At 44.3% G+C, this 13,076-nt stretch carries 10 protein-coding genes; 7 read left to right on the top strand and 3 right to left on the bottom strand.

The genetic code is table 11. The features are described 5' to 3' along the window. Nucleotides 1-149: 149 nt before the first annotated feature. The gene (locus KZC02_RS30005) at nt 150-2,054 is read left to right on the top strand and encodes an ELWxxDGT repeat protein (protein WP_221392034.1); all 1,905 of its coding nucleotides are present in this window, start codon (nt 150-152) and stop codon (nt 2,052-2,054) included. After that, entirely contained in the window at nt 2,005-3,795 is a 1,791-nt protein-coding gene (locus KZC02_RS30000) for a T9SS type A sorting domain-containing protein (protein WP_221392033.1), read from the top strand. Before KZC02_RS30005 ends, KZC02_RS30000 begins: the two co-directional genes overlap by 50 nt. Before the next feature lie 153 nt (nt 3,796-3,948). Here KZC02_RS30000 and KZC02_RS29995 read toward each other — a convergent pair whose 3' ends face one another. Together KZC02_RS29995 and KZC02_RS29990 are read right to left on the bottom strand one after the other, a co-directional pair. Further along, nucleotides 3,949-4,251 (bottom strand): ABC transporter permease, encoded by a 303-nt coding sequence (locus tag KZC02_RS29995; protein WP_221392032.1) that lies wholly within the window; start codon nt 4,249-4,251, stop codon nt 3,949-3,951. After that, complete coding sequence (locus KZC02_RS29990; protein WP_221392031.1) at nt 4,248-4,496, bottom strand: hypothetical protein; 249 nt, start codon at nt 4,494-4,496, stop codon at nt 4,248-4,250. The genes KZC02_RS29995 and KZC02_RS29990 overlap by 4 nt, the downstream gene beginning before the upstream one ends. A gap of 1,254 nt (nt 4,497-5,750) precedes the next feature. On the opposite strand from KZC02_RS29990, the gene KZC02_RS29985 reads away from it, so the two are divergent. Beyond that, nucleotides 5,751-6,359 carry a recombinase family protein gene (locus tag KZC02_RS29985; RefSeq protein ID WP_221392030.1) on the top strand — a complete coding sequence of 203 codons (609 nt, stop codon included), beginning with the start codon at nt 5,751-5,753 and terminating at the stop codon, nt 6,357-6,359. A 16-nt stretch (nt 6,360-6,375) separates the two neighbouring features. Here KZC02_RS29985 and KZC02_RS29980 read toward each other — a convergent pair whose 3' ends face one another. After that, nucleotides 6,376-6,804 (bottom strand): hypothetical protein, encoded by a 429-nt coding sequence (locus KZC02_RS29980; protein WP_221392029.1) that lies wholly within the window; start codon nt 6,802-6,804, stop codon nt 6,376-6,378. Between the two features lie 328 nt (nt 6,805-7,132). On the opposite strand from KZC02_RS29980, the gene KZC02_RS29975 reads away from it, so the two are divergent. From KZC02_RS29975 to KZC02_RS29960, 4 genes are all read left to right on the top strand, one after another. Then, nucleotides 7,133-7,357: a hypothetical protein gene (locus KZC02_RS29975; protein ID WP_221392028.1), complete on the top strand. Its 225-nt coding sequence runs from the start codon at nt 7,133-7,135 to the stop codon at nt 7,355-7,357. A 203-nt stretch (nt 7,358-7,560) separates the two neighbouring features. Next, complete coding sequence (locus KZC02_RS29970) at nt 7,561-8,022, top strand: hypothetical protein (RefSeq protein WP_221392027.1); 462 nt, start codon at nt 7,561-7,563, stop codon at nt 8,020-8,022. Then, a complete protein-coding gene (locus KZC02_RS29965) occupies nt 7,994-10,039 on the top strand; it encodes an AAA family ATPase (RefSeq protein ID WP_221392026.1) in 2,046 nt (681 codons plus the stop codon). Before KZC02_RS29970 ends, KZC02_RS29965 begins: the two co-directional genes overlap by 29 nt. A gap of 763 nt (nt 10,040-10,802) precedes the next feature. Beyond that, complete coding sequence (locus KZC02_RS29960) at nt 10,803-12,920, top strand: T9SS type A sorting domain-containing protein (protein WP_221392025.1); 2,118 nt, start codon at nt 10,803-10,805, stop codon at nt 12,918-12,920. Nucleotides 12,921-13,076 lie beyond the last annotated feature (156 nt).

Below are 13,076 nucleotides of genomic sequence, written 5' to 3'. Positions count from 1 at the left end.
TCAGGTGCTTATGGTGTCTCTTGGTAAACGGAAACAGGTTTATATAATAGGAGTCTACTGCCAACTTGAAAAGCCAATTATTTTATTTATATTAACAATTAAATAAATAAAGTTACTTTTTCAAGATTTGTCACTTTTCAACTACTTATATGAAACAATTTATACTTTTGGTTTTTCTGATAGCGCATGCAGATACCTTGGTCCTGGCACAGATCCATGGGCTGGTCAAAGATATCAATACCACAGGCAGATACAATGGGCTTAAAGTGTCTGAGACCTGCGCGGTAGGCAATGTGCTGTATATGGCAGCCGATGATGGGCTGAACGGAACCGAACTCTGGAAAAGCGACGGAACGCCGGAAGGTACGCAGATGGTAAAAAATCTGCACTCCAGGGACAGGCAATTCTTATTTCCGCCCAGGACGCTGACCAATATCAACGGAACACTTTACTTTTACGGTTTTACAGGCGGGGCCTTTTTCCTTTTTAAAACAGATGGAACAGACAGGGGTACAACTGTGGTAAAAGAGGTAGGCGACCGTGCTTATGACCGCGGTGGCAACCTGCTGGCCATTGGAAACAGCATTTACTTTACATCCGACGGTGGGCTGGGGACCGAGCTCTGGAAAACTGACGGTACCCAGGAAGGGACAGTACTGGTCAAAGACCTTGTCCCGGGCTATGAAGCGGGTAATCCGGGTGATTTTGTGGAGTTTAAAGGAAATCTTTACTTCTATACCTATGATTATTTTTACCGTCCCTATACACTCTGGAAAAGTGACGGAACAGCCGAAGGGACCGAGGTAGTGGGTGTTTCGGGTGCTTTTCGTATGCCGCTCAAAGTCGCTAATGGTAACCTCTATTACGTCACCTACATGGGCAGAAGATTGGGTGTACCTATTTATACTCTTCGCCGCACCAACGGAATTGCATCGGAAATCATCGTACGGCAGGACGTGTACGCACTGGATAATCTGACTGTTGTAGGGAATACACTTTTCTTTACGGCAGTGGCCCTCCATGCGGGCGTTGAGCTCTGGAAAACAGACGGCTCTGTTGCAGGTACCCAGCTGGTCAAAGATATTAACCCGGCCACAGAGGTCTCCTCGGACCCGGGCGGGCTGGTCAGGGTAGGGAACCGGCTGTATTTTACGGCCAGTGATGGTACACACGGCAGGGAGTTATGGCAAAGCGGCGGGACCTCTGCCAATACATCCATGATTGCGGATATCAATCCCGGAGAAGGCGATGCCCATATCACCGGACTGACGGCAGTCGGCACTGCTGCAGCTTTCAGCGCAGATGATGGCACAGGGCGCAGACTCTGGAAAAGCGATGGGCTGGCTGCTGGTACGCAGGTACTTTCAGATACAGATGCTACCTGGCTGACAGATGTCAACGGCCTGCTTTATTTTAACGGTTTGACAGATAATGGGTTACAGATTTTCAAAAGCAATATGGAGCCGGGTGGTACCAGCGTAATCACCAGCATATCGCGGCCGGCTTCGGTGCCTATGAATTTTGTACAGCTCAACGGCGTTGGTTATTTCACGGCAGATGATGCCTTTCATGGCAGGGAATTATGGCGGAGTGATGGAAAATCTGCCGGGACATACCTGGTAAAAGACATCACCCCGGGTGCTGACAGCTCAGCGATATCCAATTTGGTCAACATCGCTGGAAGTTTGTATTTTACACTTCCTGTCACAGCTACAGGAGCTTCACTATGGAAAAGTGACGGAACACAAGCGGGCACTGTTCTTTTAAAAGGCGTCTTCTCGCAAATGCCCGCCGACAGTATCCAGGGCCTGACCAATGTAGATGGGACTTTGTTTTTCGGAGTGTATACAGACGGTATGATGGGACTATGGAAAAGCGACGGGACAAATGAAGGGACTGTCCTGGTAAAAGGCGGCCTGAAAACATTCTTTGCACCGGTAACACTAAACGGCATACTGTATTTCGGAGCTTACGACGGGATAAACAGCGCCGAGCTCTGGAAAAGTGACGGCACTGGAAGCCGGCACGGTTGCGGTGACGGAACTGGTTGTTAAGGATGGGGGTATGATTTATGCTTCGCTGGTCGTAGCATCAGGAAAGCTGTTTTTTCTAATGGACGAGCCCTACAACCATTACCTGCTTGTGGTGTCTGATGGCAGTACGGCAGGTACAGAAATAGTCTATGATTTTGGCCCGGAAAACAGGCGGTTATTACCCGGGCTTACATCAGCAAACGGTTATGCTTATTTTTCCACCGTTTTTGACGATTTTAATCTGGAGGAATTCCGAAGGACGGATGGCACCTCTGCCGGTACCGTGCAGCTGGGCTACTTTGACACGGATACTTATTACGGTTCTTTTCAGCAAAGCCGTATCCATGACCGCCGCGTAGTCGGGGACAAATTGTTATTTGTGCCCAAAATCATCGGGGAAGGCGACCAGCTCTGGCAAACCAACGGAACGCCTGAGGGGACCGGCCTGGTGAAAGCTATAACGGGGCTGGGTGCGTATAGTGAAATTACTCATTCAGTAGTCGTCAACAGCCTGCTTTATTTTACCAATGATGATGGCATTAACGGCAATGAAATTTGGCAAAGTGATGGCACCGAAGCAGGAACGCGCCTTGCTTATGATATTACGCCAGGCGGAAGTTCCGTGTTTTGGCAGTTAGGTACTATGAACAATAAGCTGCTGATCTCAGCCAACAGCGGTGAATTCGGCATGGAGCTTTACAAATATATCGCATGCGTGAACCCGGAATTACCTATGAAAAATACCATGTCGACTGACAGTGTCGAAAATGTACGGGAATTTTTGGATGGGACCAGCTGTACGGTTATTGCATCGGTCAGCCAGACTGCCGGCGCAAGTGGGGCCGGTGTGCCGGTAAGCGGCCCGGTGTCTGCCAGGGTTTGGCTGAGCGAGGTGCCGCAGGTACACTTTGTCCAGAGACATTATGAAATTAAACCGCTTTCGGGCGCCGAAAATTCAACTGCGCGCATTACGCTTTATTTCAGCCAAAAAGACTTTGATGTTTATAATGCCGTTAACATATTAAAACTGCCGGTCAGTCCAGCAGATCCGGAGCACTACAAACCAAACCTGCTCATTCATCAATATGCAGGCACGAGCATTGATGCCAGTGGGCTGCCCTCTTCTTATGCAGGCGCCAGACAAATAATTGACCCGGAAGATGAAAGCATCGTCTGGATCAATAACCGGTGGGAGATTACCTTTGATGTGGAAGGTTTTAGCGGCTTTTTTGTGAGCACTACGCCGGATCCGCTGCCAGTAACGCTGGTAAATTTTGATGCAAAAAAACAGGAAGATCATGTATTATTGTCATGGAGCACAGCCGATGAAACAGATCAGGAGGGTTTTATTATCCAGCGCTCACCCAATACAAAAGTCTGGGAGGAAATTGGTTTTGTAAAGAGCGAATCCAAAGCAGCGCAGCTGACAGACTATAGCTTTACAGATGATCAGCCACTGAACGCAACCAGTTATTACCGTCTGAAAATGGCAGACAAAAGCAGGAAGTATACGTACAGTCAGATACGGTCAATTGGGTTTTCCTCTATCAGAATCTTGCTATATCCTAACCCTGCTGCGGAAGTTGTGACGATTCAGAGTGCTGACACCATTCTTAAAATAACCGTGATAAGCCCTGCAGGACAGATTCTAAAAAGTATTGTTCCCGAAAGCTATAAGCAACAGTTCCATGTGAATTTAGCAGATCTCCCTTCTGGTTCTTATCTGATACAACTTGACCTAGGCAAAAAAAAGAAACCTTAAAGCTGGTGAAATAAAATCTGGCTATGGGCAAAAATGGTTTATAGGGTAAAATTAAAGAAAAGGATAAAATCCGTCACGACATTCATGTAGGTTTTTATCCTTTTCTTATTAAGTACATTCAATCTCAAAGCCAACCAATTTCAAAAAATGCGACTAGTCTGCACGTAATCTTTCAACTGGATTTGACATGGCTGCACGGTAAACCTTTGAACCGATAATAATGCAACAACAGATTACAACAGTCAGAAATGTTCCTATATATGGAGCTGGCCCGGCATCAGGATGATATTTGAAAATAAACTTGCTGGTAAACAGATAACCAAAAATCAATCCCACCACAAATGCAATCAGCAGGATATACACGAATTGCCGATTGACTGCTCCAATTATCTGCATCACTGAAGCGTCTACAACTTTACGCATGCCAATTTCTTTACTACGTTTATCTATATTCAATGAAATTTGTGCAAATAAACCTGACGCTGAAAGTAGCAGAGTAACAATGGCTTGAAAAAAGCAATTGATTTAAAACCTTGCGCCATGCGGAGTTCCTTTTCAATTAAATCTGATTGTAGAAAACCCCGATAAGGTAGGTTGGGAGCCAATTCATGCCATATAGTTTGTAAGAATGCCGCAACTTGTGGCAATTTGGCATTACTTGTACGCACAACCATATACTTATATCCATCGGGCTTTGCCATACACAACACACATAGGGGTACTATATCATGCCAGCCATATCCTTTATAGTCGCCTACAACTCCAACAATTGTATATTTTGCACTGTCCAGGGCGTATGCTACGGGAATAAGTTGACGGTTTAGACTATCCTACCCCTGTTCTTTTTTATACAGAAAACTTGGATAGCTCAAATTAATAACCGTTGTATTCATTATAAGGCGTGTTATAGAATGCCAAAATGGGTGGTAATGAAAACGAGGTGTTGTTTTACTTATATTTTCTTGACCCTTATGGGCTGGCTACGTTCATATTTGGCTAAAAAACTCAGTAACGGTATTGTAGCACTCGATTGAGTTTAATTACCTTGACGAAAACCACATATGGGCAAAACAAAGTTAGTATACGTCTGCTTTTCTTATGCTCTTGAAAACATTTTTCGTGTAGCAGGGCCGTGAGATTTTGATATACACTTTTAAGTCCTGAGCATTTTACGGTTAAGCAAATGTTAGCTGCATCTATCTTCCAACCTTTAAAACTACCAGCTCGCCTTTACTGTTGACCACTCAGCTATTTTAAAAGTAAATTAAAACAGGGTTACTATTACTTATAGTAAGCTTTAATTAGCTACAAATGAACTACATAAAGTAAAGAATTTTAATTCTTCCTATACTTTGGCAAATACGCCGGAGCCACTTAAAACAGTTATTTTGGTAGAACTGAAACTGGTTACCATCCTGCGATTCACATGAAGACTGTTTTGCTAGCATAGATATATTTAAAAAGCAGTGATCGAATCTCTGATCGCAATAGATTACCTGTGACCTGCAATTTTTTTGTTTTACATCATACTCTGGTCCCCAGGAAAAAAATCTCATGGTTTTAAAAAGTGCATAAAGAAACGAAACAGATTGCAAAACCCTGCCAATGATCTGATCCGTGTCCGACCTGATATAAACCAAAATATCCATTTGTTTATTCGTATCAAAATCAATCTCGTTAATCAAGTACATGAACAAGCCGGTACTGAAAGACAGTTAAACCAGGTTCTTCAGTATCACCAAAATGATGATCCATAGAATCAAAAACGTAATGCTTATTATAAAAAGTAACGCAAAATCTTTAATGTAGTGCAAACAAACAGACGGATATAATTACACTTTTTTGCCAGACATCAGCTTGAGCTAATATGGATAAAATGTTTGTTATTTTGTAAACTAAACTTGTATACCTTTTAAAGTATATTTATCTTTAAAAAATATGGATCAGGTCTACAAATGGTAATAGGTTACGCAAGGGTATCAGTGGCAGCGGCCACCAGAGACCAGACTATGCAGCATCAGCTTGACGCACTCGCCAGTGCCGGATGTGAAATCATTTTCCAGGAGATAGTCTCAGGTATCAAAGCGGACCGTCCGGAGTTTGAAAAAATGTTAAATCAGCTTCAGAAAGGAGATATCGTTTGCATCTTCAAGTTAGACAGGCTGGGTCTGCCGCTCAAAAAGTTTTTGGAACTGGTTACAGATTTTCATGGCCGGGAAATTGGTCTGAGAAGTTTAACCGATTCTATCGATACGACTTTGCCAAACGCAAGCCTGGTGCTGAATGTTTTCAGCTCCCTGGCGGAGCTGGAGCGCGACCTGGTCCGGGAAAGAACAGGTGCAGGTCTTCAAGCTGCCCGGGCAAGGGGCAAAAAAGGAGGCAGAAGAAGCGGACTTTCGCCGGAAGCCCGGAAAAAATCCATGCTGGCCGAGATGTATTACAAAGAGGGAAAGCTGGGTGTGGATCAAATAGCCAAAACAGTTGGCGTCTCAAAAATGACACTTTACAAGTATTTACGGTTGCGTGGTGTTGCAATCAGTGCTTATCAAAGCCAGACAGAATAAAGCTGAGTACTCAGAATCAACGGACTGCCGTGAAAATGATATCATGGTCTTTCAAATGGACAAGTACCCGGTGCTGAACATATTCATTCTCCTGATGGAAAATGCGCAGTCCCGCCTTTCTAACCAGGCTGTTACCATATAGCATCAGAACATGCCGTCTGACGAATCCACAGTTTATCCGCACGGATTCAAAGTTTTCCTTGCCTGCCAGATAGGTTTGAAAGTCTTCACGCACCAGGTCTTTACCGGCGGCCGCGTTACCAGTAAGGTTAAAAACGAATAGTATATCATCCGGATCTTTTCCACTATTTATATAATGAAAATCCTCTGCATACAGATTCTCCAGCTTCCCGGTGCCGACTACCATTTCAAGCAGGTGTGAATGCTTTTGTAGTTCAACAAGCTTCATGACTATAAATGGTTTAGCAGTAAATGACCATTTCATGTAGTATATTATAAGCTGGCTTGCCTGCTTTTCTACTGTATCCGCTCGTTCCGGTGATATTTTTGCTATTGACCTTACCGAGCCGTTTGGGTATCCCTGACAGTTTTGGCCTGATCCCGCTTAAATACGGTTTCACCTGTGTGATAAGTGGTATTTAACCCATTTCCGGGGCTGTCCGGAAATATTACATGCATATTTACCCGGCAGAGATAGCTTGTTACTGCTAACATGTACCTGCCGTTCACATAGGTGCTGAAAACAGCAGGCGACCTGCGGGAATCAAAATGTCCGGTGCTGCAGCTGTTGCTTTAACAAATCATAACCTAAAATGGAAACATCCGGCGAACGCCTTTCGGTACACCTGCAAAAAGCCATCATCAGCACCCCTGTAAACAAGGTCAGCGTGTTCCGCTTCCATGATAACAAGCTGTTTAATGAAAGTTATGAATTTTCATTCGGGAATGAATTCATGTACGTGGGCAGTCAGCATTATAATTTAAACCGGCTGGTCACCTACAAAATCGGCGACGGCAAACTTTGGCTTTATTTTTAGCATAGCCAGGACCTGTCAATTCCTGCATTGAAGAACCGGCAGGCTGATAGAATACCTTTGAACCATCAACAGGTTTGACGCCCGATTACGGGCCACGGTATGCCCGGTGATGTATCGGAACGGCAACATATCAGCTCTAAAAATGATATCTAACTTTTGTTATATCTCAGGTTCATATAACTTTGGCTTTAAAATCATTGTATATGCCTGCACCGGACAAACCAAATACAGCAGCGTTAGAAAAACTATCAGGCATCGTCCTGCGCGTTACCTTCCATAGCGCAGAAACCGGTTTTTCCGTACTGAAAGTCAGCAGCCTGCAAAGGCCTGGCCAGGAGCTTACCGTTGTCGTGCACCAGTCCAAAGTATTTGCAGGGGCAACGATGGATTTTTATGGTGACTGGGTTACGCATCCCGGTCACGGTCTGCAGTTTAAGGCAGATAAAGCCATTGAAAGAAAACCTGCCACGACCAATGCATTGGAAAAGTATCTGGGTTCGGGCCTGATCAAAGGGGTTGGTCCGGTCACAGCCAAAAGGATCGTAAAACATTTCGGGGATAAAACCCTGGATGTTTTTGAAAACAGTATCGGTCAGCTTACCCAGGTGGAAGGCATTGCCAGTCTGGAAGCTGGAAATGATCAGCAAAGCCTGGACAGAGCATAAGGAAATCAGGAATGTGATGCTGTTTCTGCAGTCCCATAACATCTCTACACTATTTGCAGTCAAAATCTACAAAACCTATGGCAATGATGCCATCCAGGTGGTACAGACCAACCCCTACCGGCTGGCCCAGGATATCTTTGGTATCGGCTTTCTGTCGGCTGACCAGGTGGCCATCAGTCTGGGCCTGGCAGCAGATGCTCCCCAGCGGATCCAGGCCGGTATCGGGCATGTGCTGCAGAGTGCGCGTCAGGAAGGACACTGCTATCTGACGCGCCAGCAGATCCTGCAGGCAGTTGAGCAGCTGCTGTCTCTTCCCGGCAGCCCGGTCATACAGCACGTCCTGGCAGAGCTGCAGCAAAAAGAAGAGCTTAAAACCAGACAGCTGCCGGACGCGCAGGGCGCAGAACAGACCTGCTACTATGCCCACTCTCTGTACTTCGATGAACAGTATATTGCCACGCGGGTCAGACAATTAATCAACTTTCCCCTGAAAACGGATCAAAAGTATCTGCATCAGGAGCTCGGTGCCTTTTGTCAGCAGCATCAGATCAGCCTCAGCCAGCAGCAGAGCCAGAGTGTGCTGCAGATTGCGGCTGAAAGGCTTTCGATCCTGACCGGCGGACCAGGCTGCGGAAAGACCACGACAACCAAAGCACTGGTCGGCATACTTCAAAAAATGAACAGGAAAGTAATGCTGGCTGCCCCGACCGGCCGTGCGGCCCAGCGCATGAGCGAGGTCATTGGCCTGGAAGCCAAAACCATCCACCGGCTGCTGGAATTTGATCCGGCCACAGGCGGCTTCAAGCGCAGGGAGGAAGATACCCTGCAGACTGATATCCTGATCGTCGATGAATGCTCGATGCTGGATGTGCACCTGACGGCTGCATTGCTTCGGGCGCTGCCCATCCAGGCGCAGCTCGTGCTGATCGGTGATGCGGACCAGCTGCCTGCGGTCGGTGCCGGCAATGTCTTGAAGGATCTGATCAGCTCCGGCGCAGTTCCGTGCAAGCGGCTGACGCAGGTGTTCCGTCAGGCGCAGGAGTCACTGATCATTTCATACGCCCATCAGATCAACCAGGGAGAAGTGCCCGCCATAGCCTCCCCTTTTCATACGCCCGCGGTCTGGCAGCAGAAAAAAGATTGTCTCTTTGTCGACTCCGAAGAAGCGACGGCTGAGCAGCTCCGGTTTATCTCCAAAGTGAAGCGACTTAGCAGTGATACGGTCCGGGCAGCAGATCCGGATGACCCTTATCACCAGGACAACGGCCTGCTCATTCCGGCCAAATTCAGCCATGTGGACCTGGATGCACTGATGCAGGCCCGCACCCATACTGACGAGCTGAAAGAAGTGACCGCGCGCATCCATCCCTGGTCCTCGCTGCATTACGGCATTTCAGCTGTTGGTATGGTCGAAAAACTATATGGATCCATTATTCCCAAATATTACGGAAAACAGGCAGAGATACAGATCCTTTCTCCGATGACCAGGGGAAGTCTGGGAACAGCTAACCTCAATCAGGTGATCCAGGAAAAGATCAATCCTGCCGCTGCGGGCAAAGCCCAGGTAACAGTCGGGGGAAAAACTTTCCGGCAGGGCGACCGCGTGATCCAGAAGCGCAACAACTATGATCTGAACGTCTTCAATGGCGACATTGGCCAGATCAAAGAAGTCGACAACGAAGACATGGAAGTGATCGTGCAGTTTGGCGCCGGTCAGCAGATCAGAGATGTCATTTATAGCCGGGAATCTCTGCTGGAACTGGACCTGGCTTACAGCATCACCATTCACAAATCACAGGGTAGCGAGTTTGAAATTATTATCATCCCCCTGGTCACCCAGCACTTTAACATGCTGTTCCGCAACCTGATCTATACCGGTATCACCAGGGCAAAGAAGCTGGTCGTATTTGTGGGGTCCCGGAAGGCACTGGCCATGGCAGTCAACAAACAGAATACCGCTGTCAGGCAGACTGCCCTGGCTTATCTGCTGCAAAACCCGCATAAACAGAAATCTTAAAATCAACCGTTTGTCTTGCAAAATGATGAGGCTTTTTTCAAGATTGATGTTTGAAGCACATAATATGGACAATAAAATAGCACGCTGCCAATACAAGTTTGAACTTTATTGCATTTGTATGCTACTAAAATAAGTTGACAGCTTGGACTACCCTATCCTCTTTCCTTCATTTTAATACATCAATTCATGATTTTAAACTCTGACTTATAAAGGTACTGTCCATTATTATGCAGGTTGTGGCTCATAATATTATCTGCCAAATTAACCTAAAGATTGTAAGGATATTTCATTGTAATACAGAAATTATCCTTGATAGATTTTTATGTTCTGCTTAGAAAACCTATGGATTGGTGTCTGTTTGCTTTACGGTCTTTATTAGACTGGCACTTGTTAACAGCATGTTTAGGATAGACACTAATTTAATCCAAATATAAAATATCTATTATAATATATAGAAATTATTTTATATTAATGTATAGAAGTATCTTGTATTTTAGAAAATAAATATTTTTATTTGGCAAACTTCCTGATTGCTTTAGATTTAAATAGTTTATCAGGCTCTGTTTCATTCCTTAATCATTGTATAAGTAGCAAGTGCCATTTACAGAATAATAACAAAACCATTGATACCTCATTATTCATCTAAACTGAATCCATATGCAAAAATAAAATACGGATTAAATGATCTGTTCTCATCCCGTTAATTCCAATCAAACTGTACTTCTAAAATTTAATTAATTCTAACTTCAATGATTTGAATTTTATGAAAACCAACCTGCCTCTTACTGTTTCAGTTAGTATCAAGCTGTGCTTTTATAATAATTATGCTTTGATCCTGGCTTTGTTATTGTTATCATCCAATTCTTTTGGACAAGAATATTTAAGGGTCTATGCGGTTTCACAAACCCATTCATCAGTACCTATTACAGGAACTTCACATGTCTCTGATCCGGGCCAGGCAATTGGAGGAAATCCTGATGATTACAGTACATTGTCTTTTCCGTTAACTTCTGCCTTAGGAAGTAACTGTTATCAGCAACTGACATTTCCTGCCAGTGTTGAAAAGGCCCCCGCTGCAACTGACCCTATACATGTAAAAATAGGCGTTAGCGGTGGTTTACTTGCTGCTGCAAGCAGTGTTGAATTGCAGGCTTATAACGAAGATATCCCCGTTGGGTCAGCTGTTAATGTTGCTTCATTACTGGCCCTTCTTTCCGGAGATGCAATTTATGATTTTGTTATACCTGCGCCGGGCGAATCATTTAATTCGGTCAGAATAACAACAAGGACACTTTTATCTGTTGTTGGCCCATCTGTCAGAATATATGAAGGATATATCAATAAAACGCCCGCAGGAGATATTGCTTGTAACCAGGCAGCGGACGTAATTCATGGATTTACTTCTGATGTGGCAAGCACACTTAATTTAATCACGGATCCAAAAAATGCTGTAGATAACAATGATGGGACCTTTGCACTTCTAAGTTCTGCTTTAAGCGTCGGTTCTAAAACATATCTGACCAGCATTTTAAATTCTGTTGTTCCAGCAGGAGATAATATCAGGGTTGTTGCCCAGCTCCAGACCGGTGTATTAGATGCTACAGCAATAGCTAATGGTATACTTATACAAACCACATTAGGAAACGGCCCTTCAACCATTGTCAGCAGTTCTGCCTCATTAATCAATGTTAAACTTCTTGGCGGATCAGCAGGAAATCCTTTGGTGGAGTTCGTAATTCCTTCAACCGTAGCTTTTGACAGGATTGAAATTTCATTAGGCGATGGACTTTTAAATGCTGTATCTGCGGTAAAAGTTTACGAAATAGGCTCAGCGATAAAAGCCCCTGTTGTTACAACTGCTAATGTGACTATTTATAGTGGAAAAACAGCGTCGTTATCCGCAGTGGCCAGTACTGGTGACGGACTGTTATGGACACCTTCCGGCGCTACAACCAGTCCGTTTACTACTCCGGTACTTTCAGCAAATACTTCCTATCAGGTTCAGGCAGTGAGACCAGGCTGCAGCAATAAATCTGCTGGTGCTACTGCAAATATTACTGTTCTGCCCCTGCCCGTTCAGAATGTATTGCCGGGGGGAAGTAAAGACAAACTGTACACTTCAACAAATGTAATAGTTTCTAATCCGGGGGGACGGAATCTTGTTTTTACATCATCAGATTTAACAGCGAAAACCGGCTTACAGCTTTCACCATCGGGCATTGTTTCGGGAACCCCCTTTACCAATGGCACATTTGATATTCATGTTAATATTGTAGATTCAGGCCCTGGAACTTCATTGGGTGATGTTGTAACCTTCACTTATTCAATTACAATTGCCGACCCACTTCCAGTAAGCTTAATCAGTTTCATGGTAAAACCAGAGGCACAGACAGCAATTCTAAGCTGGTCCACATCAGCCGAAACAAATAGCGAGGGCTTCCAAATTGAACGCAGCAAAGACGGCAAATCCTGGATCAGAATTGGAAACGTGAATTCAAATCATGAAAGCACTTCCATACAGCATTACTTTTTCAGCGATACTGATCCTGTCGATGGTGAAAATCTTTACCGTTTAAAGATGATAGATTATGACGGCACGTATGCATACAGCCATATAGAAAGTCTGAATTTTAGTCTGCACAATCAGATAAAGCTATATCCAAACCCGATTATAAATTCGCAGGATCTGAAAATTACGCTGAATGACTGGAGTCAGGTAAAATCTGTCAAAATAACCAGTGCAACAGGCAAAACTGTTTTTAATTCAAAATTATCACAATCAAACAGTATACCGACTGATCAGTTAATATCCGGTTTATATATTGTGCAGGTTATTTTCTATAACCAGAAAATAGATACCGGCAGATTCATAAAATTATAACTTTGTGAACATTTTAACAATAAAAGCCGTTGATAATACATATCAGCGGCTTTTATTGTTAAAATGTGTGTTGTTTAAATAAGTTGACAGCGTAAACTACTTTATTCTTATGCAATTATAAGAGATATAAGGCTAGGTATAGATATGCGGCATTTA

The organism is Dyadobacter sp. NIV53 (assembly GCF_019711195.1).
Lineage (GTDB): Bacteria > Bacteroidota > Bacteroidia > Cytophagales > Spirosomataceae > Dyadobacter.
The sequence above is the reverse complement of the archived record's forward strand: the minus strand, read 5'-3'. Positions and strand labels throughout refer to the sequence as shown.

Excerpts from the sequence above, each read along its gene's own strand:
- KZC02_RS29975 (WP_221392028.1), top strand. The coding sequence starts at position 7,133 with ATGGAAACATCCGGCGAACGCCTTTCGGTACACCTGCAAAAAGCCATC.
- KZC02_RS29980 (WP_221392029.1), bottom strand. The coding sequence starts at position 6,804 with ATGAAATGGTCATTTACTGCTAAACCATTTATAGTCATGAAGCTTGTT.
- KZC02_RS29990 (WP_221392031.1), bottom strand. The coding sequence starts at position 4,496 with ATGGCAAAGCCCGATGGATATAAGTATATGGTTGTGCGTACAAGTAAT.
- KZC02_RS29960 (WP_221392025.1), top strand. The coding sequence starts at position 10,803 with ATGAAAACCAACCTGCCTCTTACTGTTTCAGTTAGTATCAAGCTGTGC.
- KZC02_RS29965 (WP_221392026.1), top strand. The coding sequence starts at position 7,994 with ATGATCAGCAAAGCCTGGACAGAGCATAAGGAAATCAGGAATGTGATG.
- KZC02_RS30005 (WP_221392034.1), top strand. The coding sequence starts at position 150 with ATGAAACAATTTATACTTTTGGTTTTTCTGATAGCGCATGCAGATACC.
- KZC02_RS29985 (WP_221392030.1), top strand. The coding sequence starts at position 5,751 with ATGGTAATAGGTTACGCAAGGGTATCAGTGGCAGCGGCCACCAGAGAC.
- KZC02_RS29970 (WP_221392027.1), top strand. The coding sequence starts at position 7,561 with ATGCCTGCACCGGACAAACCAAATACAGCAGCGTTAGAAAAACTATCA.